The 26,622-nt window shown below is 72.2% G+C and carries 22 protein-coding genes, 1 other RNA gene and 1 pseudogene; 11 read left to right on the forward strand and 13 right to left on the reverse strand.

What is annotated here, in order from left to right:
* The first annotated feature begins 422 nt into the window (after positions 1–422).
* The gene (locus DP939_RS13145; protein ID WP_199565135.1) at positions 423–1,523 is read left to right on the forward strand and encodes a TRM11 family SAM-dependent methyltransferase; all 1,101 of its coding nucleotides are present in this window, start codon (positions 423–425) and stop codon (positions 1,521–1,523) included.
* 151 nt (positions 1,524–1,674) lie between these two features.
* Positions 1,675–1,992 carry a hypothetical protein gene (locus tag DP939_RS13155; protein ID WP_113980943.1) on the forward strand — a complete coding sequence of 106 codons (318 nt, stop codon included), beginning with the start codon at positions 1,675–1,677 and terminating at the stop codon, positions 1,990–1,992.
* Here the strand turns inward: DP939_RS13155 and DP939_RS13160 are convergent.
* A complete protein-coding gene (locus tag DP939_RS13160; protein WP_113980944.1) occupies positions 1,974–3,155 on the reverse strand; it encodes a DUF418 domain-containing protein in 1,182 nt (393 codons plus the stop codon). The two genes, DP939_RS13155 and DP939_RS13160, sit on opposite strands and share 19 nt — an antisense overlap.
* Positions 3,156–3,237: 82 nt before the next feature.
* Between DP939_RS13160 and DP939_RS13165 the strand changes: the two genes are divergently transcribed.
* A complete protein-coding gene (locus DP939_RS13165; RefSeq protein ID WP_225878220.1) occupies positions 3,238–3,837 on the forward strand; it encodes a TetR/AcrR family transcriptional regulator in 600 nt (199 codons plus the stop codon).
* A gap of 398 nt (positions 3,838–4,235) precedes the next feature.
* Here DP939_RS13165 and DP939_RS49290 read toward each other — a convergent pair whose 3' ends face one another.
* The 7 genes and pseudogenes from DP939_RS49290 to DP939_RS13195 all read right to left on the reverse strand — a co-directional run bounded on the left by DP939_RS49290 (position 4,236) and on the right by DP939_RS13195 (position 8,924).
* Positions 4,236–4,406, reverse strand: coding sequence for a transposase (locus tag DP939_RS49290; RefSeq protein ID WP_113980946.1), 171 nt, complete (start codon positions 4,404–4,406; stop codon positions 4,236–4,238).
* Between the two features lie 43 nt (positions 4,407–4,449).
* Positions 4,450–4,881, reverse strand: coding sequence for a MarR family winged helix-turn-helix transcriptional regulator (locus DP939_RS13175; RefSeq protein ID WP_113980947.1), 432 nt, complete (start codon positions 4,879–4,881; stop codon positions 4,450–4,452).
* A gap of 72 nt (positions 4,882–4,953) precedes the next feature.
* Positions 4,954–5,203: pseudogene (locus DP939_RS47800) on the reverse strand (IS5/IS1182 family transposase); the annotation flags it as partial.
* 440 nt (positions 5,204–5,643) lie between these two features.
* Positions 5,644–6,049, reverse strand: an RNA gene (gene rnpB / locus DP939_RS13180) — RNase P RNA component class A.
* A 30-nt stretch (positions 6,050–6,079) separates the two neighbouring features.
* Positions 6,080–7,351, reverse strand: coding sequence for a bifunctional RNase H/acid phosphatase (locus DP939_RS13185; RefSeq protein WP_225878221.1), 1,272 nt, complete (start codon positions 7,349–7,351; stop codon positions 6,080–6,082).
* Complete coding sequence (locus DP939_RS13190; RefSeq protein ID WP_113980948.1) at positions 7,348–8,088, reverse strand: zinc ribbon domain-containing protein; 741 nt, start codon at positions 8,086–8,088, stop codon at positions 7,348–7,350. The genes DP939_RS13185 and DP939_RS13190 overlap by 4 nt, the downstream gene beginning before the upstream one ends.
* On the reverse strand, positions 8,085–8,924 hold the full coding sequence (locus tag DP939_RS13195; RefSeq protein WP_113981159.1) for a Nif3-like dinuclear metal center hexameric protein: 840 nt from the start codon (positions 8,922–8,924) through the stop codon (positions 8,085–8,087). Before DP939_RS13195 ends, DP939_RS13190 begins: the two co-directional genes overlap by 4 nt.
* Positions 8,925–8,993: 69 nt before the next feature.
* Between DP939_RS13195 and DP939_RS13200 the strand changes: the two genes are divergently transcribed.
* Positions 8,994–10,451 carry a flavin-containing monooxygenase gene (locus tag DP939_RS13200; protein WP_113980949.1) on the forward strand — a complete coding sequence of 486 codons (1,458 nt, stop codon included), beginning with the start codon at positions 8,994–8,996 and terminating at the stop codon, positions 10,449–10,451.
* Positions 10,452–10,521: 70 nt separating this feature from the next.
* Positions 10,522–11,610 (forward strand): M20 family metallopeptidase, encoded by a 1,089-nt coding sequence (locus DP939_RS13205; RefSeq protein WP_113981160.1) that lies wholly within the window; start codon positions 10,522–10,524, stop codon positions 11,608–11,610.
* Here the strand turns inward: DP939_RS13205 and DP939_RS13210 are convergent.
* Positions 11,567–13,099 carry an AMP-binding protein gene (locus tag DP939_RS13210; RefSeq protein WP_113981161.1) on the reverse strand — a complete coding sequence of 511 codons (1,533 nt, stop codon included), beginning with the start codon at positions 13,097–13,099 and terminating at the stop codon, positions 11,567–11,569. The genes DP939_RS13205 and DP939_RS13210 overlap by 44 nt on opposite strands.
* Positions 13,100–13,472: 373 nt before the next feature.
* Between DP939_RS13210 and DP939_RS13215 the strand changes: the two genes are divergently transcribed.
* The gene (locus DP939_RS13215) at positions 13,473–14,759 is read left to right on the forward strand and encodes a sensor histidine kinase (protein WP_113980950.1); all 1,287 of its coding nucleotides are present in this window, start codon (positions 13,473–13,475) and stop codon (positions 14,757–14,759) included.
* 11 nt (positions 14,760–14,770) lie between these two features.
* Here the strand turns inward: DP939_RS13215 and DP939_RS13220 are convergent, their stop codons facing one another.
* On the reverse strand, positions 14,771–16,219 hold the full coding sequence (locus DP939_RS13220) for an EamA family transporter (RefSeq protein WP_113980951.1): 1,449 nt from the start codon (positions 16,217–16,219) through the stop codon (positions 14,771–14,773).
* 242 nt (positions 16,220–16,461) lie between these two features.
* Between DP939_RS13220 and DP939_RS46950 the strand changes: the two genes are divergently transcribed.
* Positions 16,462–16,629 (forward strand): hypothetical protein, encoded by a 168-nt coding sequence (locus tag DP939_RS46950; RefSeq protein WP_199565137.1) that lies wholly within the window; start codon positions 16,462–16,464, stop codon positions 16,627–16,629.
* Positions 16,630–16,723: 94 nt separating this feature from the next.
* On the opposite strand, the gene DP939_RS13225 is transcribed toward DP939_RS46950, so the two are convergent.
* Together DP939_RS13225 and DP939_RS13230 are read right to left on the reverse strand one after the other, a co-directional pair.
* Entirely contained in the window at positions 16,724–17,596 is an 873-nt protein-coding gene (locus DP939_RS13225; RefSeq protein ID WP_113980952.1) for an ABC transporter permease, read from the reverse strand.
* Entirely contained in the window at positions 17,593–20,151 is a 2,559-nt protein-coding gene (locus DP939_RS13230) for an alpha/beta fold hydrolase (protein WP_113980953.1), read from the reverse strand. Before DP939_RS13230 ends, DP939_RS13225 begins: the two co-directional genes overlap by 4 nt.
* A 166-nt stretch (positions 20,152–20,317) precedes the next feature.
* Here DP939_RS13230 and DP939_RS13235 point away from each other — a divergent pair, with 166 nt between their 5' ends.
* Together DP939_RS13235 and DP939_RS13240 are read left to right on the forward strand one after the other, a co-directional pair.
* Positions 20,318–22,456 (forward strand): ATP-binding protein, encoded by a 2,139-nt coding sequence (locus DP939_RS13235; RefSeq protein ID WP_113980954.1) that lies wholly within the window; start codon positions 20,318–20,320, stop codon positions 22,454–22,456.
* Positions 22,457–23,092: 636 nt separating this feature from the next.
* Positions 23,093–24,100 (forward strand): terpene synthase family protein, encoded by a 1,008-nt coding sequence (locus DP939_RS13240; RefSeq protein ID WP_147267975.1) that lies wholly within the window; start codon positions 23,093–23,095, stop codon positions 24,098–24,100.
* Here DP939_RS13240 and DP939_RS13245 read toward each other — a convergent pair.
* Positions 24,090–24,482: an ankyrin repeat domain-containing protein gene (locus DP939_RS13245; RefSeq protein WP_113980956.1), complete on the reverse strand. Its 393-nt coding sequence runs from the start codon at positions 24,480–24,482 to the stop codon at positions 24,090–24,092. The genes DP939_RS13240 and DP939_RS13245 overlap by 11 nt on opposite strands.
* A 95-nt stretch (positions 24,483–24,577) precedes the next feature.
* Between DP939_RS13245 and DP939_RS13250 the strand changes: the two genes are divergently transcribed.
* Both DP939_RS13250 and DP939_RS13255 read left to right on the forward strand, forming a co-directional pair.
* Entirely contained in the window at positions 24,578–25,483 is a 906-nt protein-coding gene (locus DP939_RS13250) for a proteasome assembly chaperone family protein (RefSeq protein ID WP_113980957.1), read from the forward strand.
* A gap of 38 nt (positions 25,484–25,521) precedes the next feature.
* A complete protein-coding gene (locus tag DP939_RS13255; RefSeq protein WP_113980958.1) occupies positions 25,522–26,571 on the forward strand; it encodes a Gfo/Idh/MocA family protein in 1,050 nt (349 codons plus the stop codon).
* Positions 26,572–26,622 lie beyond the last annotated feature (51 nt).

Here is a 26,622-nt window from a genome sequence, read left to right on the forward strand (position 1 = left end):
ACACCGCCGCCCCTGCTGACCAGCATGACAAAGCGCACCCCCTCCCCTCCTGGCACACCGCTCCCCCACCCCAGGGCCGAACCCGTCACATTCACCACGGCCGACCTCCACGGAGCTGACTCCGCTGCCCGTCACGGTGGAACGCACGCCCGACACCCTCGCCCCCGCCTCCTCGCCTCCTGGCCCACCGCCTGAGGCCGGTTTACTGGTACGGTCATGCCATGACGTTCAACTTCCGACGTTGACGACCCGCCGGCGAGACGAGGCGATCCCGTCGCCGGTGATGCGGGGCGGCGTTGTGCCGTCCCGAGTCGCGACGTGGGAGAAGAACGACTCATGCGTGATCACACGCGTCTTCTCGATGTACCGCGTCCCGGTGTCGTGGCCGTACGGTGACGGCCGCGCGCCTGGTGGCGCGTTGTGTGAGCGGGCTGGAGACCGCGGTGGCCCGCGAGGTGCTGGGCGAACGCCTGGGCACCGTCACGTGGATCGGGCACCGTGAGGTCCGGTTCACCGGTTCTGTGGCCGGTTCGACCGCTCTGCGTACGGCGGACGACGCCTTCCTGCTCGCCGCCACGATGCCCGACATCGGGCGCGGCCGGGAGGCGCTGGGCGCACTCACCCGGCTGGCCGAGCAGATCGCAGGCATCGACACCGCGGGGCACGCGGGCGTGGAGGTGTCGGCGTCGTTCCTGGGCAGGCGCAACTTCAGCAGGTACGACCTGGAGGACGCCGCGGGCGCGGCGCTGGCCGTACGGCTGGGCCTGCCGTACCACTCGCGGCGGGACGGCACGCCCCCGCCGCCGGGATACGGCGCGTGGCGGCTCACCCTCGACGGCACCGACGCCACACTGATGCTGCGGGTCGCGCCGCGCCCCCTGCACCGGCGCGCCTACAAGCGGCACACCGTACCGGGGACGCTGCACCCGCCGGTGGCGGCGGCGATGGCCCGGCTGGCCGACATCCGGCCGGGCGACCTGGTGGCCGATCCCTGCTGCGGCGCCGGCACACTGCTCATCGAGGCGGCCCGGCTCCAGCCCGAGGCGGTACCGCGCGGATACGACCTGAACCCCGACGCCCTGCGCGCCGCCCGCGCCAACGCCTCGGCCGCCGGGCTCGGCCGCCCGACCCCCACGGCGACCCACCCGCGCGGATACAGCCTGAAGTTCACAGCGCCGCGCCCCAACGCAGGGCTCAGCGGACCGCTCTTCGAGCCCGCCGACGCCGCTGCCCTCCCCCTGCCGGACGGGAGCGTGGACCGGCTACTCGCCAACCCCCCGTGGGGCGGCCAGGTCCCGCCACGCGGACGCCTGGCCCGCACACCGTCGGCGCTGTGGCCGGAGATCCGGCGGCTACTGCGCCCGGACGGCCGCGCCGTGGTCCTGATCCCCGACACCGCCGAACTGGCCTCGGCCATCGCCCACGGCCTGCTCCCCGCCCACGTCCAGCACGTGAGCCTGTCCGGCGCCCACCCGCACATCGCCGTACTCACCCCCGCACCCCAACCCGGAACGAGGCGATAAATCAGCGGCACAAATTCCGCAACAGCGATAAATTGCCCGACAGTGCAGCCCGTAGCGCAGTGGTCGTCGCGCCTCTTTCGCATAGAGGAGGACGCCGGTTCGAATCCGGCTGGATCTGGGGCGGGTCAAGGCGGCCGGGCATTTGGGGGCCGTGGACAACCGGGTGGATGAGCGGGCGGCGGCGCGGATCGCCGCCGTGGTGTCCGGGGGTCGGCATCGGCTCGTGTATCTCGATCTGAGGCACACGGGCCTCACCAGCAGGGGTGCGCTGCGGTTGCTGGAGGGGGCCGGGCGGGCGTACTCCCCCACTCGGTACGTCCTGGGCGGTGGCGTCGCCTCCCGGGTGAAGCGCGAACTCGCGGCGATGGCGTCCGGTTTGCCGGAGTTGCGGGCGCATCCGGAGGTGGCGGCGATCCGCAGTGTGTACCGGACCGCGCCGCCGGTGGCCGGTCAACGGGAACGCCTGTAGGTCAGGCGGCGCAGCGCGGTCTCGGCGGGGCCGCGGCGGCCGTTCCGGGACAGTGCGGCGGCGAGGAGGACGGTGCCGAGCCAGGTCAGGAGGGCCAGGCCGGACGCCGCCGCGTCGCCGACGCGGGTGGCCAGCCCGCCGAGGTATGGGGTGAAGATCACGACGAACGCCACCGACTGGAGCAGGTAGCAGGTCAGCGACCACTGACCGCACGCCACCAGGGCCCGGACCACCGGACCGCGCTCCAGGCGGGCGGCGAGGAGCCCGGCCAGCGCCGCGTAGGCCAGGCCACCGGCGATGCCGGTCAGGCTGTGCAGCACGTACGCCGAGATGGAGACCGCCTCCGCCGGGGCCCACAGCCGCGTGTCGATCAGTGCCAGCGGGACGGCACCCACCAGCGAGACGACCGTGCCGACCGTCGCGGTCCGGGTCAGCAGCGCGCGATGCGCGCCGGGCTCCTCCAGCACGCGGCGGCGGGCCGCCCACATCCCGAGCAGGAAGGCCGACACGACGCTCATCGCGAAGTAGGTCGGCGTCATCGCCGCCCAGCCCACCAGCCGGGACACGGCGGCCTGGACCGGGTCGGCCATCGCGGCGGGCGTGTCACCCTTGGCGGCGGACACGGTGGCCAGCCCGAACAGCGCCAAGACCACGACGTGCAGGACGAGGCCGACACCGGCCGCCCATAGCAGGGCGCGCTCGCGCCGCCGGATGAACCCGACCAAAACCAGACCCACCAGGCCGTACGCGCCCAGGATGTCGCCGAAGAACAACAGGGCGGCATGGCAGAAGCCGAAGGCCAGCAGCCACCGGCTACGGGCCCGCAGCAACCGCCGCACCTCCCGCCAGTCCCGCCCGGCGGCGAGCTGACGGTCGGCCAGCCGCACCAGGCCGTAGCCGAACAGGGCGGCGAACATCGGCAGCGCCCGGCCGTCCACCAGAAGTATCTGGACCCCGGCCACCAGCCGGTCGAGCAGGCCGCCGTCCAGCGTGTAGCCGCGGAAGCCGCTGGGGTGCCCCGCCAGGTACATGTGCGCGTGGGCGACCGCGATGAGCAGCAGCATCACGCCCCGCGCGAGGTCGGGGGCGAGCGCGCGGCGGCCGACCGGCACGGCCTGTGGCGGCGACGGAGATGGCGGTGCGGCGGGGGGAGAAATGGACATGGCTGTCCCCTTGGTGATAGATACACGACTGTAGCTATCAACAAAGATAGCTACAGTCGTGTAGCTAAAGCAAGGGGTGAAGGTGAGCGCACGAAACCGGCGTCCCCGCGAGGAACTGATCGACGCCATCCACACGTCGGTGCTGGAGGAGGTGGCCGACGTCGGCATCGGCCGCCTGACAATGGACGGCATCGCCAAACGGGCGGCGACGGCCCGCACGACGCTGTACCGCCGCTGGTCCGGCCCCGTCGAAGTACTGCTCGACGCGCTCTACCACATGCACCCGGTCGAGGAGCCCACCCCCGGATCCGACGACCTGCGCGGAGACCTCGTGCGCTCACTCAAGCTCATGGTCACCTGGGCACTCAGCCCGGCGGGCCGCGCGGTCGCGTCCATCCTCACCGACCCCAAGGGGGTCGCGCAGCTCTCCCAGCCGCTGTTCGAACAGGTCTTCGCCCAACGCGGCGGCACCTTCACCAAGACCGTGCTCCGCCACTACGCCGACCGCGGCCACTTCCCCGCCCACCTGCTCACCCCGGTCGTCCTCGACCTCGGCGAGGCCCTGGTCGTCAAACACCTGATCGACACGAGCACGCCACCCGACGACGACTACCTCACCGCCATCGTCGACCAGGCCATCCTCCCCGCCCTCGGCCTACACCCCGAAAGCCGAACCGGCTGACCCGGCTGGACCGCCCCGCAGGCCGCGCTCCAGGACGCTAGGCGAGCGAACCGACGCACTCCCACCAACAACGGCAAACGCGCCCTGATCTTGGAACGCTTCGGAAAGTGTCCGGCCAGGGCCAGGTAAGCCGGACGGGCCGGCCTCCGGGTGGGGCTCAAGGACGCGGGGCAGGCGAACCGGCGCGCTCCCGCTGCTCACGCAAACACGCGATCGCTCAGGGCCGCCCGGAAAGTGCCCGGCCGGGGGACGCTCAAGGAGGACGGGTCAGCCTCTCAGGCCGGGCTCTGGGACGCAGAGCGAGTGAACCGGCGCGCCGCCTCGGGTGCCGTGCCGCCAAGTCGGCCAGTCCAGACCACGGGAAGATTCCACCACTCCGCGGGATACGATCCTTCCCATTACTCATGCGAGCCAAGTTGCCAGGTCCCGTCGATCGACCACCGCCTCAACCGGGTACAGGCGCCTTCCCACGACCCGAACCCGCTCGGCAGGTCCGGCCCTGGCGACCCGGTGCGGCACTTCCATGCGATCGCTTCGATCACCTGCCGGTGACCGGCCCGCCGGCGGATGCGGTTCCAACCTCACAACGAGCGGCAGATCCAGAAGACGCTCCTAATCCGCGTCGGCCGGCTCCAGGAGGACTTCGAGCAGTTCGAGGAGTTGTGCGCGCTGCTCAGGTCGCAGCCGGTCGGTCGCGGGCGCGAGGGTGTGCCGGCACTCGACGAACAGCCGTTGCGTGAGTTCGTGGCCGGCGGGAGTCAGGAACACATCGACGGCACGGCCGTCGTGCGGGTTCTTGCCCCGGGCCAGGAGGCCCCGGCGTTCGGCGCGGTCGATCAGGCCGGACATCGTCGATTTGTCGAGGCCCAGGTACGCGGCCAGTTCGGTCACCCGGGGACGCCGGTCGCGCAGGATGCCGAGCACCCGTAGCTGCGTGAGGGACAGGTCGTGCTCGGCGCTGATCCGGGTGAGTACGGCCGTCACCTGGAAGGTGTTGCGTATCAGGGCGTCGACGAGCGCGTCCACGGAGTCCTCGGAGGTCATGCGCTCATGCTAGTTGACATGGTTGGGATTCCCAATGAAGTTGAGATATAGTTGGTATTACGAATTACTTAACTCATCGAGCAAGATCCGGTACAGCTTGGGCCACACCCGGGCGGTGCTCCGCTCGGCGAAACGACGGTTCACCGTCCACCAGGAGGCGCCGAAGACCGGCGGCGGCCACGCACACGATCGCCGCAGGGACCGAACGACCATCGACCCGCCGCCGTCCGCCACCTCGCGGCCGGGCGAGCGCCGGCGGAACCACCCGCTGGAACAACTCCCACAACTCATCGGGCACCAGTCGCTGGAGGAACGCATCTATGAACGGTTCAACGGCTGGCCCCAAATAGGTCACAACCCAAGCCGACCGCTTCAGCGCCACAAGCGGGCGCTTCGGTTTACTTCGGCGCTTGATATGGTTTGTATTACTAACCATTATCGAGATGCCCTGGCCGGGCACATCGACCGGCGTAAGTCGGAGGACGCGCTGTTCCGGACGACGTGCGGCAACCTGATCCGGCGCGACCACTTCAACGCCGACATCCTCAAGCCCGCGATCCTCGCGGCCGGGGTGCCGGTGGGCATGACGTTCCATGACCTGCTGTACACCTTCGCCACTACGAGTCCCGGAGGCGTCCGAGGGGGCGTGGGCGGGGCTGGGCAACGCCTTCGCCGCCGCGCTCTGACTCAGCTGAATGTGCCCTCTCGGGGGCTTCAAGCTCCCTGCTCAAGGGTTTCGACGCAGGTCAGGGGCAGGGAAGGCGGACGAGTCGGCCTGTAGGCCGGGTTCTGTGCCCGCCCGGAGGGCGGGCGGCGGCCATCCATCTAGGGCCGTCGTTGCCGACGGCCTCAAGCGGTCTACCCGCGCGGCTCGGGCGGGCCGCCCTCGGGCGCCGCGCGCGGAGGCGGTCCTTTCGGGCCGTCCCCTTCTTGACCTTGCTCCAGGTGGGGTTTACCGAGCCGCCCACGTCACCGTGGGCGCTGGTGGTCTCTTACACCACCCTTTCACCCTTACCTCCCGGCAGGCCGGGAGGCGGTCTGCTTTCTGTGGCACTTTCCCGCGGGTCGCCCCGGGTCGGTGTTACCGATCACCCTGCCCTGTGGAGCCCGGACCTTCCTCGGCGGGCCCCCGTTGAAAGGGGCCCGACGCGGCCGCCCGGCCGGCTCGTCCGCCGTGTCCTTCAGCTTATCGGTTGTTTCAGGACAGGTGCGCGGTGTCGTTGAGGGACTTCACCACGGCCGGGCCGTCCGCGTAGTACTCGATCGCCGACAGGCAGGCCAGGTCGAGGTGCATGCGGTAGAGGGCGGCGGGCGGGGCGGCGAGGGCGAGGCGCAGGAAGGTCTTGATCGGGGTGACGTGGGAGACGACGAGGATCGTCTTGCGCGCGTGGTCGGCGAGCAGGCGTTCCAAGGCGTCCTGGACACGATCGGAGACGGACTCGAAGCTCTCCCCGCCGGGCGGGGCGGCGGCGGGATCGGCCAGCCAGGTGGTGAGGTCGTCCGGCCAGTTGCGCTGGACCTCGGTGAACGTGCTGCCCTCCCACGCGCCGAAGTCGGTCTCGCGCAACCCGTCGTCCACGATGACCGGCGCGCCGACGCGTGCGGCGACGATGTCGGCGGTGGCGCGGGCCCTGGTCAGGGGCGAGGTCACGATCACGTCGATGTCGTACGGCTTGCGGGCCAGTCGTGCCGCCGCCGCCTCGGCCTGGGCGACGCCCGTGGGGGTCAGCTCGGGGTCGCCGACGCCGGAGAAGCGGCGCTCGGCCGACAGCGGGGTCTCGCCGTGCCGCAACAGCAGGAGCGTGGTGGCGGCGGTGACCGGCCCCCGCCAGCCGGTCCCCTTGGCCTGGCCGGAGGGGGCCGCGGCCAGCGGGTCGGTGCCGTCCGCGGGGAAGAGGCCGTCGTCTGGGGCGACCTTGCCCGAAGGGGCGGCTTCACCGGAAGGAGCGGCCTTGCCGGAAGGAGCGGCGGACCGTTGGCCGTGGCCGTCGGCGGGGAAGAGGCCGTCGTCAGGGGCGGGCTCGGTGGGGGTTGCCGTGGCGGTCCAGGTCAGGCCCTCGGCGGCGGCGTCCATGGCCTCGTTGGCGAGGCGGTCGGCATGGGTGTTGCGTTCGCGGGGGATCCAGGTCCAGGTGACGCGGAGGCGGCGGGCGAGGCCCGCCGCCTCGATGGCGAGCGGGCGCAGCCCCTCGTTCTTGACCTTCCAGCGTCCGGCCATCTGCTCGATGACCAGCTTGGAGTCCATGCGTACCTCGACCGCCGCGCCCTCGCCGCCGTGCGCCAGCACGCTGCCGAGCCCGGCGATCAGGCCGCGGTACTCGGCGACGTTGTTGGTCGCGACGCCGATCGACTCGGCCGTCTCGGCCACGATCCGGCCGCCGCCGGTCTTCACCACGGCTCCGTAACCGGCCGGGCCGGGGTTGCCGCGCGAGCCGCCGTCGGCCTCGATGATGAAGGGGCCGGTGGTCACAGCCCGGACTCTGCGGTGCGGACGAGGATGCGGCGGCACTCCTCGCAGCGGACGACCTCGTCGGCGGCGGCGGACCTGATCCGGTTGAGGTCGGCGATGGACAGCGACACCTTGCAGCCCTGGCATCGCCCGCCGTGCAGCATCGCGGCGCCCACGCCGTACTGGCCGCGCAGCTTCTCGTACAGGGCGAGCAGGTCGGCCGGGATCTCACCGGCGACGCCCGCGCGCTTGCCGGCGTTCTCCGCGTGGTCCTTGTCGATCTCGGCGAAGGCGGCGTCGCGGCGCTCCTCCGCGGCGGCGCGGACGGCGGCGGCCTCGTCGCGTTCGGCGCCGAGCGTGGCGGCCTTGGCGTCGGAGCCCTCCCGGCGTTCCATGATCTCAAGGACGACCTCTTCGAGGTCGCTCTGCCTGCGCCGCAGTGAGGCGATCTCCGACTGCAGACCGGCCAGCTCCTTGGGCGAACCGACCTGCCCCGAGTCCAGGCGCTGCTGGTCGCGCTCGGCCCGGCTGCGCACCGCGTCGACGTCGCGCTCGGCCTTGGCCTGGTCGCGGGCGAGGTCGCTCGCCTCGGTCTCGGCGGTGATCACCTGGGTGGTGAGGCGGGCCTGGCGGGCCGCGGCCTCGTCGATCTCGGCCAGCTCGGGCAGGGTGCGGCGGCGATGAGCCAGCCGGTCGAGGACGGAGTCGAGCTCCGCGAGCTGGAGCAGTCGCTTCTGGGCTTCCGGGGCTGCTTTCACTTCGTATCCTCGCACTGTGCTGTTGTGGTCCAGGCGTCCGTGACCGTGGCGGAAACGCGCGTCTCAACAGTAATCCCCCGAGCGGCCAGCCGGGACGCGAGCCGGGCGGCGGCATCGGCCAGCCACGGCCACTCGGTGGCCCAGTGGGCCGCGTCCAGCAGCGCCGGGCCGCCCTCCTCGACGAACTCCCCGGCCGGGTGATGCCGCAGGTCGGCGGTGAGGAAGGCGTCGACTCCGGCGGCGCGGGCCGTACCGAGCAGGGAGTCACCGGCGCCGCCGCTCACCGCGACCTTGTGCAGGATCCGATCGGGGTCTCCGGCGACGCGCACGCCCCAGGCGGTACGGGGCAGGCCGCGCGCGGCGCGTTCGGCGAACGCGGCGAGGGTCATCGGCGCGGACAGGCTGCCGATCCGGCCAAGTCCCCGGCGCGGGTCGCCGGGCGCGGGCGACAGCGGGACGAGATCGCCGGTCAGGCCGACCGCGCGGGCCAGCGCGTCGGAGACGCCGGGGTCGGCGACGTCGGCGTTGGTGTGGGCGGTGTAGAGCGCGATGCCGTTGCCGATCAGCGTGTGCACGAGGCGGCCCTTGGCCGTGGTGGCCGCGACGCTGGTGGTGCCGCGCAGGTAGAGGGGGTGATGGACGACGATGAGGTCGGCCCGCCAGTCCAGCGCCTCGGCCGCGACGACGGCGACCGGATCGACGGCGAACAGGATCTTCCCTACGACCGCCTCCGGATCACCGCAGACCAGCCCCACGGCGTCCCACGACTCGGCCCATCCGGGCTCGTACATCGACTCGATCTCCGCGACCACGGCGGCAAGCGTTCCTCCTGGCACGTTGCGCACCCTACCGGGCGTTCATACTGGAAGCGCATCCTGACACGGGAGGGCACAGGAGGGCGGGGTATGCCCACGGTCGCGATCGTAGGCGCCGGTTTCGGCGGGCTGTGCATGGCCATCAGGCTGCGCGCGGCGGGGATCTCGTCGTTCACCGTATATGAGAAGGCGGACCGGGTGGGCGGCACCTGGCGGGACAACACCTATCCGGGCGCGGGCTGCGACATTCCCTCCCATTTGTACTCCTACTCATTCGAGAAGTACCACTCGTGGACGCGCCGATATCCCGACCAAGCCGAAATCCTCGCCTATCTAGAGCACTGCGCTGACAAATACGACGTCAGAAGAAATATCCGCTTCAACACCGAGGTCATCGCCGCCCGCCACGCCGGCGGCCGGTGGCACGTCACCACCCGCCACGGCGACACCGAGCGCACTGACGCCTACGACGTCATGGTGATGAGCGTCGGCCAGCTCAACCGCCCCCGCCTGCCCGACATCCCCGGCATCCCCGACTTCGCGGGCACAAGCTTCCACTCCGCCCGCTGGGACCACGGCCACGACCTCACCGGCCGCGACGTCGCGGTGATCGGCACCGGTTCGTCCGCCGCGCAGTTCATCCCGCACGTCGCCGCGCTCGCCGCCCGCCTCGACGTCTTTCAGCGCACCCCGAACTGGGTGATCCCCAAGCCGGACGTCACCTTCGCCGCGCCCGCCCGGCTCGCCCTGCGCCACCTGCCCTTCCTGCGCCGCGCCTACCGCGGATGGATCTACCGCAAGGCCGAGACCGCGCTCTACCCCGCGCTGCGCGAGGACGGCTGGAGCGCCGGCCAGGTACGCGGCCTCGCGCTGTCCCACCTCGCCCGCCAGGTGCCCGATCCGGCGCTGCGCGCCAAGCTGACCCCCGCCCACCGGATCGGCTGCCGCAGGATCGTCATCGACAGCGCCTTCTACCCCGCGCTGACCCGCGGCAACGTCGAGGTGGTGACCGACCCGATCACCTGCGTCACCCGGCACGGGGTGCAGACCGGGCAGGGCCCGCCGCGCCGCCACGACACGATCATCTACGCCACCGGATTCCACGCGACCGACTTCCTGGCCCCCGTCCGGGTCACCGGCCGCGACGGCATCGCCCTGGCCGAGCGCTGGCGGGACGGCGCGGAGGCGTACCTCGGCATGGCGCTCCCCGGCTTTCCCAACCTGTTCCTGCTCTACGGCCCCAACACCAACCTCGGCCACAACTCGATCATCTTCATGATCGAGTGCCAGGTGCGCTACGTGCTGGCCTGCCTGCCCTATATCCGCAGGCACGGGCACATGGAGCTGCGGCGGGAGGCGATGGACGCCTGGCGGGCCCGGCTGGACCGGGCGCTGGGCGAGATGGTCTGGCAGAGCGGCTGCCAGAGCTGGTACCGCACGGCGTCGGGCCGGGTGACCAACAACTGGCCGGGCACCGCGTCGCTGTACCGGCGGCTGACCCGCGCGCCGCGACCCGGGGCGTACCTCTTCGGGCCCGCCCAGGGGTAACGTCATCCCAGCGGCCGGAGATCATCCGGAGGTCACGGCGAGGGAGGCACCCGACGCGATGCTGGCGGACATGCTGGCCGATCTGAGAGAACTCGTGCTGTGCGAATCCTTCTCGGCCGACCTGGCGGCGGTCGCGCGCAGCGCCGACACGGTCGCCGCCCAGGGCACCCGGATGCTCGGGAGCCGGCCGGAGACCATCGTCATCGACGGGGTCGCGCACCTGAAGTGGGCCTTCGGCGTCCCCCGGGTGCTGGTGCTCGGCCATCACGACACCGTGTGGCCGATCGGCACCCTGACCACGCACCCCTGGTCGGTCACCGGCGGGGTGGCCCGCGGGCCGGGCGTGTTCGACATGAAGTCGGGGCTGGTGCAGGCGTTCCACGCGCTGGCCGCGCTGCCGTCGCTGGACGGCGTGACGCTGCTGGTCACCGGTGATGAGGAGCTGGGCTCGCCGACCTCGCGCCCGCTCATCGAGGACTGCGCCCGGGGCCTGGCCGCCGCGTTCGTGCTGGAGGCCAGCGCGGACGGCGGCGCGCTGAAGACCGCCCGCAAAGGGGTCTCCCGCTATGAGCTGGTGGTGCATGGCAAGGCCGCGCACGCGGGCCTGGAACCCGAGCTGGGCGTCAACGCGGGCATCGAGCTGGCCCACCAGGTCATCGCCATCGCCGGGCTGGCGGAGGGCGCGACGACCATCACGCCGACCCTGCTCAGCGCGGGCACCAGCCCGAACACCGTGCCCGCCGCCGCCCGCATCAGGGTCGATGTGCGGGTGCCCGACCAGGCCGCCCAGGACCGGGTGGACGAGCGGATGCGTGGCCTCACCCCCAGGCTGCCCGGGGCCAGGCTGGAACTGATCGGCGGCCCCAACCGGCCGCCGCTGGAACCGGCGTCCTCGGCCGGGCTGTTCGAGCTGGCCTGCGAGATCGCCGCCGACCTGGGCATCGGGCCGCTGACCGGCACGGCGGTGGGCGGCGGCTCCGACGGCAACTTCACCGCGGGGATCGGCTGCCCGACGCTGGACGGCCTGGGCGCGGTGGGCGGCGGCGCGCACGCCGACCACGAGCACGTGGTGGTGGCCGAGATGCCCGGCCGCAGCGCGCTGGTCCGCGAGCTGATCAGTGCCGTGCTGGCCGGGCGGCGGCCAGGTAGTCGTCCCTGACCCGGCCCCTGGACAGCTTGCCGGTGGGCGTGCGCGGCAGCGCGGTGACGAATTCGATCAGTTTGGGCCGCTTGAACCGGGCGATCCGCGGCTCGCAGTGCGCGAGCAGGGCCGCGGCCAGGTCGGAGCCGGGTTCGGCCTCCAGCGCGGGCTGCACCAGGGCGACCACGTTGTGGCCCCACTCCTCGTCCGGTACGCCGATCACCGCCACGTCGGCGACGGCCGGGTGGGTGATCAGGGCCGCCTCGACCTCGGCCGGGTAGATGTTCACGCCGCCGGAGACGATCAGGTCGGTACGGCGGTCGCACAGGAACAGGTAGCCGTCGGGGTCGAGATAGCCGATGTCGCCGGGGGTGTACCAGTCGCCGCGCATCCGGGCCGCGGTGCCGGCCGGGTCGTCGCGGTACTGGAACCGGTTGCCCGAGGAGCGGACGTAGACCAGGCCGGGCTCGCCGGGCGGGAGTTCGCGGCCGTCGTCGTCGAGGATCCTGGCCTCGAACGTGGGCGTGGGCCTGCCCACCGTGCCGGGCCTGGCCAGCCACTCGGCGGGCTTGACGGCGAAGGGAATGGCCGACTCGGTGGTGCCGTAGTACTCGTAGACCACCGGCCCCAGCCAGTCCATGATCGCCTGCTTCACCGGCACCGGGCAGGCCGCCCCGGTGTGCACCACCTGTGCCAGTGAGGACACGTCGTACTTCGCGCGGACCGCCTCGGGCAGGCGTAGCAGCCGGTGGAACATCGTCGGCACCATCAGTGTGTTGGTGACGCGGTGCTCCTCGATCAGGCCGAGCACCCGCTCGGGGTCGAAGTGCGGCGCGATCACCACGGTGTGCCCCATGTGCAGGGCGAAGAACGAGTGCGCGGAAGGCGCGGAGTGGTAGATGGGGGCGGTGACCAGGTGTACGGCGTCACCGGGCCGCAGGTCGCACACCGCGCCGAAGAACCGCAGGTGCCGCGCGACGTTCTCCTCCGGCTCGCCGTCGCGCAGGACGCGCTGCACGCCCTTGGGCACTCCGGTGGTGCCGGAGGTGTACCAGAGCATGGCCCCGCTCCTCCGGTCGGGCGGCGTGCCGGACGGCATGCCGTGGGCGAGCGCCGCCGCGCCCAGCGCGACCTCCGCGCCCTCGGCGGCACCCGCGCGTACGGCGGGCGCGTACGGCCCGGCCGTGACGACGATCCCCGCGCCGCAGTCGCGCAGGATGTACGCCAGCTCGCCGGTGGTGAGGTGCCAGTTGACCGGGACGTAGTGCATGCCCGTCTGGCAGATGGCGAGCGGCATGGCCAGCGCGTCCACACCGTTGGGCAGCACCCCGGCGACCACGTCGCCGTGGCGGGCGCCACGGGCCCGCAGCCCGTGGGTGACCGCGTTGACCAGGGCCAGCAGTTCGCCGTACGTGGTGACGGTGCCGTCCTGGTCGATCACGGCACGACGGCCGGGGTCGGCGGCGGCGATGCGATAAAAGCCTGTAAGACCGGTTATGTCGCCCATGACTCGCAGCTCCAGCGGCTCGGCGCGCGGCGTGCGCGGTGCTCGCGGTACGGGCCGGCCGGTCGTGCGCCCGGTCGTGGCCCGCTCCTGGCCCACTCGTGGTGCGGATGTGCGTCGCGCTCCTAGATATACCCGAAGCCGGGCACGAGGCAGCGGGCGAATCGCCCGGCGGACATCCGTGCGGCCCTGACCAGCGAAAGGGATCTTCTCCACCTACACCACCAAACCGGAGTTTTACTCCCGGTTAGCGGTGAATCTCCCTGACTCCGAGCAACATACCCCTAGTGTGATCACCTGATTACCGGGGGCTCGGGTGAGCAGAAGGCACAGATGGTCCATCAGGACACGACTGGCTCTCGGCGCCGGTCTCGTGATGGGACTCATCTGCGCCGCGGGGATCGCGGTGGCCCTGATCGGGGTGCGCGACCTCGCCACGGGCGACCGCACCGACGAGATCGCCGGGGCGTCCATCAAGGTGGTCCACCTGCTGCGGGAGGGCCGGCTGACCCCGACGCTGACCGGGCTGGAGGTGCCCGCCGTACAGGTGGTGAACGCGCGCGGGCGGGTCCTGGCCGCGACCCCCGAGATGGCGGGCGCGCCCAGGATGGCCGACTTCGAGCCGACCGAGGACGAGGTGCGCGCCCTGCGGCTGCGCTGCGACGTCCCCGGCTACGTGGGCGAGTGCATGCTGGTGATGAGCTTCCGGGTGCACCAGCCGGAGGGCGACTGGCTGGTGTACGGGGCCGACCACGACGTGCCGTGGTACGTCAGTCCGCTGTTCTCCGCGATGCTCCTCGGCGGGGCGCTGCTGCTCCTGCTGGTGACCACCACGGGCACCTACCGCGTGATCGGCAAGACGCTGGCCCCTGTCGATGCGATCAGATCCGAACTCGACGAGATCAGCGCCACCGACCTGGGGCGGCGGGTGCCCGTGCCGCCGTACCAGGACGAGATCCGCCGCCTCGCCGAGAGCGTGAACCGCACCCTGGACCGCCTGGAGACCCAGGTGGAGAAGCAGCGGAGATTCGCCTCCGACGCCTCCCACGACCTGCGCAGCCCGATCACCGCGATGCGCACGCAGGTCGAGGACGCGCTGCTGCACCCCGGCGACACCGACTGGATCTCCCTGGCCCGCGCCCAACTCGGCAGCCTGGAACGACTGGAGGCGCTGGTCAGCGACCTGCTCATGCTGGCCAGGCTGGACGCGGGCGCGCCCTCACGGCGGGACCGGCTGGACCTGTCGGAACTGGTGCGCGGCGAGCTGGACCGGCGCTGGCGGCGCGTCCGCGTGGTGCGCAAGCTGCAGGACGGCGTCGAGGTGCTCGGCGACCGGCTGCGGCTGGCCCGGCTGCTGACCAACCTGGTGGACAACGCCGAGCGGCACGCAGGGACGGAGATCTGCGTGGTGGTCGGCGACCGGGACGGCCACGCGGTGCTCGAAGTCCTGGACGACGGCACCGGCATCCCGGCCGACCAGCGGGAGGTGGTGTTCCAGCGGTTCACCCGGCTGGACGCCGCGCGCAGCAGGGACGCCGGGGGCACCGGCCTCGGACTGCCGATCGCCAGGGAGATCGCCGAGGAGCACGGCGGATCGCTGACCGTCGAGGACAGTCCGCGCGGCGCGAGATTCGTGGCGCGCTTCCCGTCCGCGCGGCGGTGAGGCGCCGGGTTTCACAGGGCGTCCGGGTCGGCGGGCGTGAGCCGGTCCAGGTCCAGCGCGTCGCCGTCGGGCAGGACCTGGAGGGGTTCCAGCGCGGTGGCCCCGGCTTCGAGGTGATCGCCAAGGTTGGGGATGTCCACGACGATGGCCAGCGGGGCGTACCGCTCGATCAGGTCGCGGGCGGTGCGCTGCCTGACCACCTCGATGGCGTGCTGGACGACCTGGTCCACCGGCCCCTCCGCCGGGGCGGGCCCGTCGCCGCCGGCCGGGGTGGAGGACGTGTCGCCCGCGGCTCCGGGCGCGCGGGGCAGGCCCGCGCCGTCCGTGCCCGGCGCGCCGCGCGGGCGCGGAAGGCGCGGGCCGCCGATGTCGCCCGCGCCGTCCCATGCCGGACCGCCCGGCATGGGCGAGGTCCCCTGCGGGCCCGGCCGCCCGGGCTGGTCGCCCGCGGTCTCATCGGCACCCTCGTCGGGGTGCGGCGGGAAGGACTGGAGGGACCGGAGCCGCTGTGAGGCCACCCGCCGGGCGCGCAGCAGCGTCACGCGCGACTCCGCGGCATCGGTGTCCGGCTCGTCGTCCTCGCCCCTGCCCGGCACCACGACCAGCAGCATGGCGATGGCGACCATGGCCCCGCCCATGACGACGCTCAGCGTCACCGCCTCGCCGTACGCGAGCACCGAAAGCACCGCGACCCACAGCGGCTGGGAGGACAGCAGGACCGCGGCCGGTACGGCGCGCACGTGCGCCTGGCCGTACGTCCTGGCCAGGAATCCCAGCGCGCAGGAGACCACGGCGAGGTGGCCGAGCACCGCCCAGTCGGCCGGACTGCCCGGAAGGGTCAGACCACCCGGCACCGAAAGCACCCCGGTCATGACGGCGATCGTCGCGAGCTGGATTACCGCGATGGCGTAACTGTCGGCCGGACGGTCGGTGGACGTCTGCCCGAGCACCAGAGTGTGCGCGGCGTACAGGGCGGCGGCGAACAAGGTCCCCGACAGCGCGAGGGCCGAGACACCGCTGCCCTCGACGCCCTGGAGCAGCGTGAAGACGCACATCGCGGCGGCCGACAGGGCGACCGCCACCCAGACCCGCCGGGACACGCGCATTCGCAGCAGGATCAGGCCGAGCACGGGCGTCATCACGACGTTGCAGCCGACCGCGAAGCCGGACACCGAGGAGGGAAGGCTGTGCAGGGCCACGGCCTGCGCGATCTGGCCCACCCCGAACAGCACGCCCAGCAGGACCCCCCGTGACCAGGCCGCCCCCGGCAGCCCGCGCAGGCACCGGGGCCTGATCGCGAGCAGGACCAGGGCGGCCAGGCCGTAACGCTCGGTGAGCAGGTCGGTCACCGGCATTCTGATGATCAGATCCTTCATCAGTGGAAACGCCGACCCCCAGGCGGCACTGACGAACAACAGAAGCGAGGCTCCCAACAGGGGGCGGGGAGCTACCACTGCCATACAAGCAGGATTTCACTACCATTCGCGACCACCGTGTCACAGATCGCTCAGCGGTTTGGTCCTGTACCACTCGGAGTGGTTCACCCTCAACCGGGTTTGATACCAGGATCGCGAGATCAGCCCAAAGTAACGACGGAAGTACAGTTCCGGGGGTGTTATCGAATCCCCGGTCCAATTGGCGTATGCGCCTGCCGTGCTATGCGCCTGCGCGATCGGGCCGGTCGGCCCTCTAAAATGTGGTCGTGACTGACGGGCCGGATGACCTGCGTCCGGTGGACCTCTTCGACGAGGGGCTGCCGGTGCTCGATGACCAGACCAGCGACGACACCGACATCGGCTGGGGCGGCCGCCTGGACGGCGACGACGACACCGCCCGCCTGCTGGAGGAGCGCCCGCCGCACTGGGGCTGACCGCCCGCACTGAGGACCCGGCGCTCAGGACCCGGCGCTCAGGACACGGCGCTCAGGACACGGCGCTCAGGACACGGCGCTCAGGACACGGCGCTCAGGACACGATGTCCTTGCGGCCGAACCCGCGGAAGGCGACCGCCACCAGGATCGAGGAGTAGGCGACCGCCACCGCGACGCCCCTGAGCATCCCGCTCAGGTCCGGTTCGGGCGTGAGCGCCGCCAGCCACGCGGTGTTCCAGTACGTCGGCAGAAACTCCCGCAGGCCGCCGAGCGCGTCCACGGCCTGCAGGATGTTGCAGACGATCACCAGGCCGACCGCGCCGCCGACCGCGCCGAGCGGTGAGTCGGTGGTGGCCGAGAGCAGGAACGCCAGCGCCGCCACCACGAGCTGGCAGACCAGCACGTACCCGACCACCAGGGCGAACCTCGGCAGCGCGACGGTCGCCGGGACGATCTCCCCGGTGCCCGGCACCTGCACGTCCGCCCAGCCGAAGACGAGGGTCCCGGTCAGCAGCGCCATCAGCGGCAACGCGCACACCGCCGCCGCAGCGTAGCCGAGCGCGACGATCAGCTTCTGCCGCAGCAGCCGCGCCCTGGGCACCGGGGCGGCCAGCAGGTACCGCAGCGACGCCCAGTTCGCCTCGCCCGCCACGGTGTCGCCGCAGAACAGCGCGACGGCCACGACCAGCAGGAAGCTCGCCGACACCGACAGGGTGAAGACGGCGAAGTTGAGGGCGCCGGTCGTGGCGAGGTCGCTCATCCGCAGCCCGGTCCCCACCGCGCCCTGGCCGGGCCGGGGCTGACCCGCCCCCAGTTGGAAGGCGGCGGCCAGCACCCACGGCAGCACGAGCAGCAGCCCGAACATCACCAGGGTCCGCCTGCGGCGCAACTGCCTGACGAACTCCACCGACAGGGGCAGCGTGCGCCGCGCCGAGTATCCGGGCGCGCCCGCCGTTCCGGTGCTCACGCGTTGTCTCCGATCAGGGTCAGGAAGACGTCCTCAAGGCGGCGGGCCGAGCCGTTCGGCCGGGCCGCGGACTCCAGCAGCTCGCTCACCGGCCCGGCGGTGACCAGCCTGCCCCGGTGCATGACCACGACGTGGTCGCAGGTCTGCTCGACCTCGGCGAGCAGGTGGCTGGACACGATCACCGTGCGGCCCTGCTCGGCGTAGCGGATCAATACCCGGCGCATCTCCCTGATCTGCGGCGGGTCCAGGCCGTTGGTCGGTTCGTCGAGCACCAGCAGGTCGGGCAGGCCGAGCATGGCCTGGGCGATGGCCAGGCGCTGGCGCATGCCCTGGGAGTAGGTCCGCACCGCGCGGTCGAGCGCGCCGCCGAGCCCGGCGATCTCCAGGGCCTCGGCCATCCGCGCGTCGGCCGCGGGGCGACCGGTGGCCCGCCAGTACAGCTCCAGGTTGGCCCTCCCGGTGAGGTGCGGCAGGAAGCCCGGCCCCTCCACGAAGCAGCCGATCCTGGACAGCGCGGGCGCGCCGGGGGTCACCTTCCTGCCGAAGATGCGGATCTCTCCGGCGTCGGGTGTGATCAGGCCCATCAGCATGCGCAAAGTGGTGGTCTTTCCTGCGCCGTTGGGGCCGAGCAGGCCGAGCACCTGCCCGCGGCGCACGGTGAAGCTCAGGTCCGCGACCACCGGCTCGCCGTCGCGGTAGCTCTTGGTGAGGCCGCTGATCCGCAGCGGGACGTCCTCGTCGGGGGCGTCCTCGCCCGCCGTACGGCGGCGCCGCCCGGTGAGCGCGATCAGCGCCGCCACGGCCAGCGCGACCGGCGGCAGCGCCCAGGTCCACCACACCGGCCCCTGGGCCGGGGCCTCCAGCGGCACGCCGGGCAGCGTGAGCGCGCCGCCGCCGGGGGGCAGCGCGATCGTGTGCACCGCCGCCGCGTCCGGCATGGCGTAGCCGAGGTCGGTGGTGCCGATCGAGACCCTGAGCCGGTGGCCCGGGGCGAACCGGTGATCGATCGCGGGCAGCCGGAAGGTCACCTCGCCGCCGCCCTCGGGGACGGTGAGCCTGACCGGCGCGACCAGGCCCTTGGGCAGGACCGGCGCGCGGGCGTCGGCGGCCACGTCCTGGAGCCTGGCGAACAGCGTCACCTCCCGGCCCGGCGCGTCGGTGCCGGACACCCGGACGGTCACCGCCGGGCTCCCGGTCACCTGGACCGCCCGGGTCAGCGGGCGGGTCTCGAAGCTCGCGCTCTGGCCCGGCACGTCCGCCGCCGCGCCGATCAGCTCGGCCGCGCCGCCCGCGCCGGGCCCGCCGAACCCGGGGATCGAGGACACCGCGGCGGGCGCTCCCCCCGGCGGGGCGGCGACCCGCTGCTCGGGGCCGGACAGCGGCAGCGTGGTCCGCGCCGAGCCGGCCAGCCCCGGGTAGTCGCCCGCGGTGGCGTGCAGCAGCACCGGCTGCCGGCTGCCCGGGTCGCGCCCGCCGTCCCTGGTGACGGTGAAGGCGCTGCCCGGTACGCCCGAGCCGCCGTCGCGGGCCAGGAAGTGGCCGAACCAGCTCAGCGTGCGCTCGTGGATCCAGTCGATCTCGCCGTGGCCGCCGTCGTGACCGCCGTCGAACCAGGCGACCTGGACCGGCGCGCCCGTCGCGGCGATGGCCTTGGCGTTGGCGTCGGCGTGGTCGAGCGGGAACAGCGAGTCGCTCTGGCCCTGGAGCAGCAGGGTGGGGACACGGATCATGCCGGGCACCGAGACCGGGCTGGAGCGGCGCAGCAGCTCCACCGCCTCGGGGGTGGCCTTCCCGGTCTCGGCCACCTTCCGGTACAGGTCGCAGATCTCCGGCAGGAACCGGCCGCACGCCGCCTGTTCGGCGGTGAGCGGCACCGCGGGCGGCATGGGCGGCATGGGCGGGCCGGGCCGCTGCGGGGCCCCGGCCCTGCCGAAGAAGATCCCGGCCCACATGCGCTTGAAGACGCCGTGCTCGGGGCCCTGGCCGGTGGCGTCGGGGAACAGCGCGGTGGCCAGGTCGTGCCAGGTGATCTGGGGGACGATCGCGTCCACCCGGGGGTCGTGGGCGGCGGTCATCAGGGCGATGGCGCCGCCGTAGGAGGCTCCGGCGATGCCCACGCGCGGGTCGCCCTTGGCGTCCAGCCGTACTTCGGGCCGGGCGGCCAGCCAGTCCACGAGCTGCCGGGTGTCCTTGACCTCGTACTCCGGGGAGTTCAGGGCGATCTGGCCGGTGGTGCGGCCGAAGCCGCGGGCCGACCAGGTCAGCACCGCGTAGCCCGCGGCGGCCAGCCGCTCGGCCTCGTCGCGGACGCTCGCCTTGGTGCCGCCGAAGCCGTGCGCGAGGAGCACGGCGGGCGCCCTGCCGCCGTCCGGCGGGGTGAAGAACGTCGCGTCGATCCGCACCCGCTGATCGCCCGCCGGGCCGTCCAGTACGTCGATCGTCACCTCGGCCGCCGTCACCGAGGGTGACGACGGCCACAGGGCCCATGCTCCCGCCGCCGCCACGACCACGGCGGCCAGTGCCGCGATGATCCAGCGTCCCGCCCAACGCCTCATGCGGCGAGCCTACTCAGCGGTATCAGAGATCGCTGAGAGGGTTTGTCCTGATTGTGGGCTCGATGCGGAAAACCTCGATCCGGCTTATGCTTGCGCCCCCGGACAGCCGTCCGCGCCGGGGGTACGATGCGCAGGCAGGTGTCAGCTACCCCCCGGTGAGGCGGCCATGGCAGCCCCAGCAGGATGGCGGCGAGAGGGCAATCTGCCCGCGGAGCTCACCAGCTTCGTCGGGCGGACCCGGCTGCTGACCACCCTCAAACGCCACCTTCAGGAGTCACGGCTGGTAACCGTGACCGGCATCGGCGGTGTGGGAAAGTCCCGTACCGCGCTCCGGCTCGCCCATCAGGTGCGGGCCGACTACGCCGACGGCGTGTGGTTCGCCGACCTCGCCCGCCTCCAGGACGCCGGGATGGTCGAGCACACCATCTCCGCGGCGCTGGGCATCGCCGACCAGTCGGCGCGGCCCGACCGCCTGACCGAGTGGGTCGGCGCGCGGGACATGCTGCTGATCATCGACACCTGCGAGCACCTGATCGAGTCGTGCGCCACGCTGGTCCTCCAGCTCCTGCACCAGGCCCCGAAGCTGAAGATCCTGGCCACCAGCCGCCAGTCGCTCCAGGTCCCGGGCGAGCAGGTGCTGCCCATCCCGCCGCTCGCCGTACCGGGCGACGACCCCGGCGAAGATCCTTACGGCAACGAGTCCGTCGAGCTGTTCGCGGCGCGGGCGGGGGCCGTGGTCCCCGACTTCGCCCTCGACGAGCACAACATCGGCCCGGTGGCCGAGCTGTGCCGCAGGCTGGACGGCATCCCGCTGGCGATCGAGCTGGCGGCGGTCCGGCTGCGCGCCCTGTCGGTCCAGCAGATCCTCTCGCTGCTGACCGACCGGTTCAGCCTGCTGGCCGGGGCCAGCCGTACGGCCCTGCCCCGGCACCAGACGCTGCGCGCGGCCATCGGCTGGAGCCACGAGATCTGTGAGCCCGCCGAGCGGCTGCTGTGGGCCAGGCTGTCGATCTTCGCGGGCGACTTCGAGCTGGACGCGGCCAGGTCCGTCTGTCACGAGCCCGGCAGCCTGCCGGAGGAGCGGATCACCGACCTGGTCACCGGGCTGGTGGAGAAGTCCATCCTGCTGATGGACCAGCACGGCAAGGGCGTGCGCTACCGGCTGATCGACACCCTGCGCGACTACGGCGAGGAGTGGCTGGACAAGCTCGGCCAGACCGACGAGATGCGCGCCAGGCACCGCGACTACTACCTCAAGCTGGCCAAGACCGGCGAGCACGCCTGGTCGGGCAGGCGGCAGGTCTCCTGGTTCATCCGGATGCGCCAGGAGCACGACAACGTCCGCGCCGCGCTCGAACACTGCCTCAACCACGACGAGCACAAGAAGATCGCGCTGGAGCTGCTCAGTGCGCTGTGGTTCCTGTGGGTGGCCTGCGGGCTGGCCAGGGAGGGCCGTCTCTACCTCGAACGCGCGCTGGCCGCCAACCCCGAGCCGAGCAAGGAGCGGTGCAAGGCCCTGTGGGTGCTGTCCTATCTGTGCAGCGCGCAGGGCGACATCGACGCGGCCCAGCTCTGGGCCGAGCAGTGCAGCACCGAGGCGGTGATCGTCGGCGACTCCGCCTCGGTCATCCTGGCCACCAAGATGCAGGGCACCGCCGCCTCGCTCAGGGGCGACCTGAAGAAGGCGACCGCGCTGCTCGGCGTGGCCATCGAGTTCAACCGGGCGGGCTCGGAGCTCAATCCCGGCCTGCTCCCGGCGATCCTGGAGCTGGCCTACGTCCTGATCGCCCAGAACGAGCCGGTGGAGGCCGAGGCGCTGCTCGCCGACCTGCGGCACACCTGCGAACAGCGCGGTGAGCTCTGGCTGCGCTCCTACGCGCACTGGGCCACCTCGCTGGCGCAGCGGGCCGGTGGCCGGGCCGAGGAGGCGCTGTCCAACGTCCGCGAGGCGCTGCGGATCAAGGCGCACTTCCACGACGTGCTCGGGGCCATGATGTGCCTGGAGGCGATGGCCAGCATCGCCGCCGACTCGGGCCAGGCCGTCCGCGCGGCCCGTCTGCTGGGAGCGGCGGAGACCAACTGGCCGCTGTTCGGGCTGCCGCTGCTGGGCTCGCCCTTCTTCGGCGGCGAGCACGAGCAGAGCGTCAAGGAGTGCAAGAAGCTCATCGGCGAGGCCGCCTATGAGGAGCACTTCCGCCAGGGGGCGCGGCTCAACATGGACGAGGCCATCGACTACGCGCTCGACGAAGATCCGGGGGCTCGGCCGCAGGCAGGGCCGAACACACCGCCCGACCTCGGTCTCTGAGCGGCGGGGCCACCCGCTCCGAGCGAGCGCTTGGAATGGGCGGCCCGGCCATATTCGTTTCGCCCGGAGGCGGCGCGCGAGAGCGCTTTCCAGGAAAGCCGCCGGTCGCGGGTTCTGACGGGCGGGCGGGGCGGGGAAATCGCCGGCGTTTTTGTCAGGACTTCTTTTCGCCGCCCGCCGGACGGAGACAAGGCCGTGGCGGCGCGGGCCGGGCCGAGGTGCCCGCCGCCATCGCGGACGAGGGTCCGGCGGCCCCGGCGGGCGGCACCCTCCTACTATACCCATAAATCCGATCGAGATAGTATGAAATCCGGCCGGACCGGCGATCCGGAGGCGATGAGGCGGACCTTGGCGGGAGGGGTTGCTAGAGCGGGGCGGCCGGGTCAGCGTGGAGGAACCGAGAGCATCTGGGCAGGTAGGGGTGGAAATGGTGGAGGTTTGGGATGGTTAGGAGGGACTTGGCGGGAGCGACCTCCCATCCGAAATTCCGGGCTTTCTGACATAAGACACAGAAGCCACTAGATCATGATCAATCATGATTGGCCCGCCCCTACGGGGGGTATAGCCGCCTCCATCGTTTGCGGCCTATGGTGCTTAATGCTCCTTTCGCGACAGAACGGCTGTATGGAGGTATGTGTGGATAGCGTGGTACTGCCTGACTTGTGCGTACCGTTTCCGTCGCGTATCAATCCGTTCGAGGCCGAGGCGGCCGAGCACACCACTCGATGGGCCGCCCGGCTGGGTCTCATCTCCGGCGGGGCGGAGGCCGACCGGTTCGCCGGCGAGTCCTACGCCCGGCTGGTGGCCCGGTTGTATCCAGAGGCATCGCTGCCCGACCTGGCACTGGCCGCCGACCTCAACAGCTGGTTCCACGTCTTCGACGACCAGTTCGAGCTGGCGGACGTGGGCAGGGACCCCCGGCTGGCCCGGCGGCTGGCCGAGCGGGCCGAGGCCCTGTTGCGCGGCGAGCCGCCCGGGCCCTCGGCGGGTCCGGTGCTGCGGGGCCTGGCCGACCTGGGCGCGCGGATGCGGGTCAGGGCCGGTGAGGTGTGGTGGCAGCGGTTCTCCGCCGATCTGGGGCAGTGCCTGGACGCGGCGATGTGGGAGGTGGACAACCGGGCGACGGGGAAGGTGCCGGACCCGGAGACCTACGTGGACCGCAAGCTGGACATCGCCTACGTCCCGCCGTCCTTCGACCTCATCGAGCTGGTCGAGCACTTCGAGGTGCCGATGGCCATCCGCCACTCCCCCGAGTACACCACGCTGCGGCACGAGGCCGGGCACGTCGTGGTCTGCACCAACGACGTGATCGGCCTGCGCAGGGAACTGCTCCAGGGCGAGTTCCACAACCTGGTCATCGTGCTGTGGAAGGCCAACGGCGGGTCCTTGCAGGAGGCCGTGGACCAGGTGGAGCACACCGTCCGCGAGCGGATCGGCCGCTTCCTCGCGGCCAAGGACGCCCTGGAGCGCCGGCTCGACGCGCTGCGCGCCAACGAGCAGGTGCGCGTCGCCACCCGGAGATGCGTGACCGGGCTGGAGGACTGGATGCGCGGCTACCTGGACTGGGCGCTGGAGACGCGGAGGTTCACCGACACCGTGCTGCCCGGCGAGGTGGGCAGCTTCCACCGCGAGCTCATCGACTGAACCAGCGCAGGAACTCCTCGTTGCCGAACATCCGCGCGGTGTCGACCGCGGACGGCGTGCCCTGGCCGGGATCGGCCCCCGCGTCCAGGAGCGCCCGCACCACCTCGGGTTCCTTCTTGAACACCGCGCCCGCCAGCGGCGTCTGGCCCCGGTCGTTGGCCCGGCCGGGGTCGGCGCCGCGCTCCGCGAGCGCCCGGACCGTGGCCGCGTGACCGTGGTAGGCGGCCAGCATCAGCAGGGTGTCACCTTTTTCGTTGGTGAGATTGGCGGGCAGCCCGGCATCGACGTAGGCCGCCAGGGTGTCGGTGTCGCCTGCTCTGGCCAGGTCGAACATCCGGGTGGCGAACTCCTGGACCTCTTCGCTCGGCTGATCTGACTCCATGTCGGCCATTGTGCACCGGTAATGTGCGCACGGCGGAATCAGCGGTGCGCGGCGTAGGTTTGAGTGGGACAGGACTCACGAAAGGGTGGGGGAACGTGTTCGACCCGACGGATCTTTATCGGCTCGGCGATGACCTGCCGGAGCTGACCGATCCGGTGCTGCTCTACCACTTCGACGGGTTCGTCGACGCCGGGGGGGCGGGCAGGCTCGCGTTCGGCCACCTGCTCGACGAGCTGGAGCACCGGACCGTGGCGACGTTCGACGTCGATCGGCTGCTCGACTACCGGTCACGCCGCCCGATCATGACCTTCGACACCGACAGGTGGGTAGAGGCGGAGACGCCACGGCTCGCCGTGCACCTCGCGCACGACACCACCGGCACGCCGTTCCTGGTGATGACCGGCCCGGAGCCGGACCGCGAGTGGGAGCTGTTCATCACGGCGGTCGGGCAGGTCGCCGCCCGGCTGGGCGTGAGCAAGATGATCACCGCGCACGGCATCCCGATGGCCATCCCGCACACCCGGCCGCTCGGGCTGACCGCGCACGCCAGCCGACCGGAGCTGATCGGCCCGCAGAGCACGTCCTTCGGGCGGGTCCAGGTGCCGGGGAGCGTGGCGGGGCTGCTGGAGTTCCGGCTGGGCGAGCAGGGGCGCGACATGGTGGGCTACGCCGTGCACGTGCCGCACTACCTGGCGCAGGCCGAGTTCCCGCAGGCCGCGCTGGCCGCACTCGACGCCGTCACCCGGAGCACCGGCCTGGTGTTCCCGCTCGACGGCCTGCGCTCCGCGGCGGAGAAGACCACCGCCGAGATCGAGGAGCAGATCCAGGGCTCGGCCGAGCTGTCCACCGCGATCACCGGGCTGGAGCAGCAGTACGACGCCTTCGCCGCCGGTTCGGCAGGCCAGAACCTGATGGCCGAGAGCACCCCCATGCCGACGGGTGATGAGCTGGCCGCGCAGTTCGAGCGGTTCCTGGCCGAGCGGGACGAGACCGAGAGCTGATCGCCGAGGTCAGCCGCATGATCCTCTAGGGTGGAGGGATGGGTTCTGAGGAGCTGCGGGCCGGTCTGATCGGCTACGGCACGGGGGGCGAGTTCTTCCACGCGCCGCTGGTCGCCGCCACGCCGGGCTTGCGCCTGGCGGCGGTGGTGACCCGCGACCCGGCCCGCGCCGCGCGGGTGCGCACGGCGCATCCCGGCACGCAGGTGGTGGAGACGGCCGAGCGGCTGTGGCAGGAGTGCGACGTGGTGATCGTCGCCTCGCCCAACCGCACGCATGTGCCGCTGGCCACGCGGGCGCTGGAGGCCGGTCTGCCGGTGGTGGTGGACAAGCCGATCGCGGGCACGGCCCGCGACGCCGAAGGGCTGGTACGGCTGGCCGCCGAGCGCGGCCTTATGCTCACCGTCTTCCAGAACCGCCGCTGGGACGGCGACTTCCTCACCTTGCGCGCGCTGGTGGAGTCGGGCGAGCTCGGCGAGGTGCGCCGATTGGAGTCGCGCTTCGAGCGGTGGCGGCCGGTGCCCAAGGGCGGCTGGCGCGAGGCGGGCGGCCCCGGCGAGTACGGCGGGCTGCTCTACGACCTCGGCAGCCACCTGGTGGACCAGGCGCTGCGGCTGCTCGGCCCGGCCGTCGAGGTCTACGCCGAGTCCGACGTACGCCGCGAGGGCGTCGCGGGCGACGACGACACCTTCATCGCGCTCACCCACGCGGGCGGCGCGCGTTCCCACCTGTGGGTCAGCGCCGTCGCCCCGCACCTGGGCCCCCGGCTGCGGGTGCTCGGTTCGCGGGCCGCCTATGTGAAAGAGGGCCTGGACGTGCAGGAGGAGCGGCTGCGCGCCGGGGCGCGGCCGGACGAGCCGGGGTTCGGCGACGAGCCGCCCGAGCGGTGGGGCGTGGTCCGCGCGGGCGGCGACAGCCGCAGGGTGCCCACCCTGCCGGGGGCCTATCTCGACTTCTACCGGGGTGTGGCGGCGAGCCTGCGGGAGGGTGCGCCCCCTCCGGTCGATCCCGCCGGCGCGGTGGCCACGCTGACCGTGCTGGAGGCCGCCAGGGAGTCGGCGGCCGGCCGGACCGTGATCAGGCCCGGCTGACCGGCAGGGTCAAAGCGAGGCACTGCCCCACCGACTCACAGCGAGTCGCCG

This window comes from Spongiactinospora rosea (assembly GCF_003315795.1).
Classification (GTDB): Bacteria; Actinomycetota; Actinomycetes; order Streptosporangiales; family Streptosporangiaceae; genus Spongiactinospora; species Spongiactinospora rosea.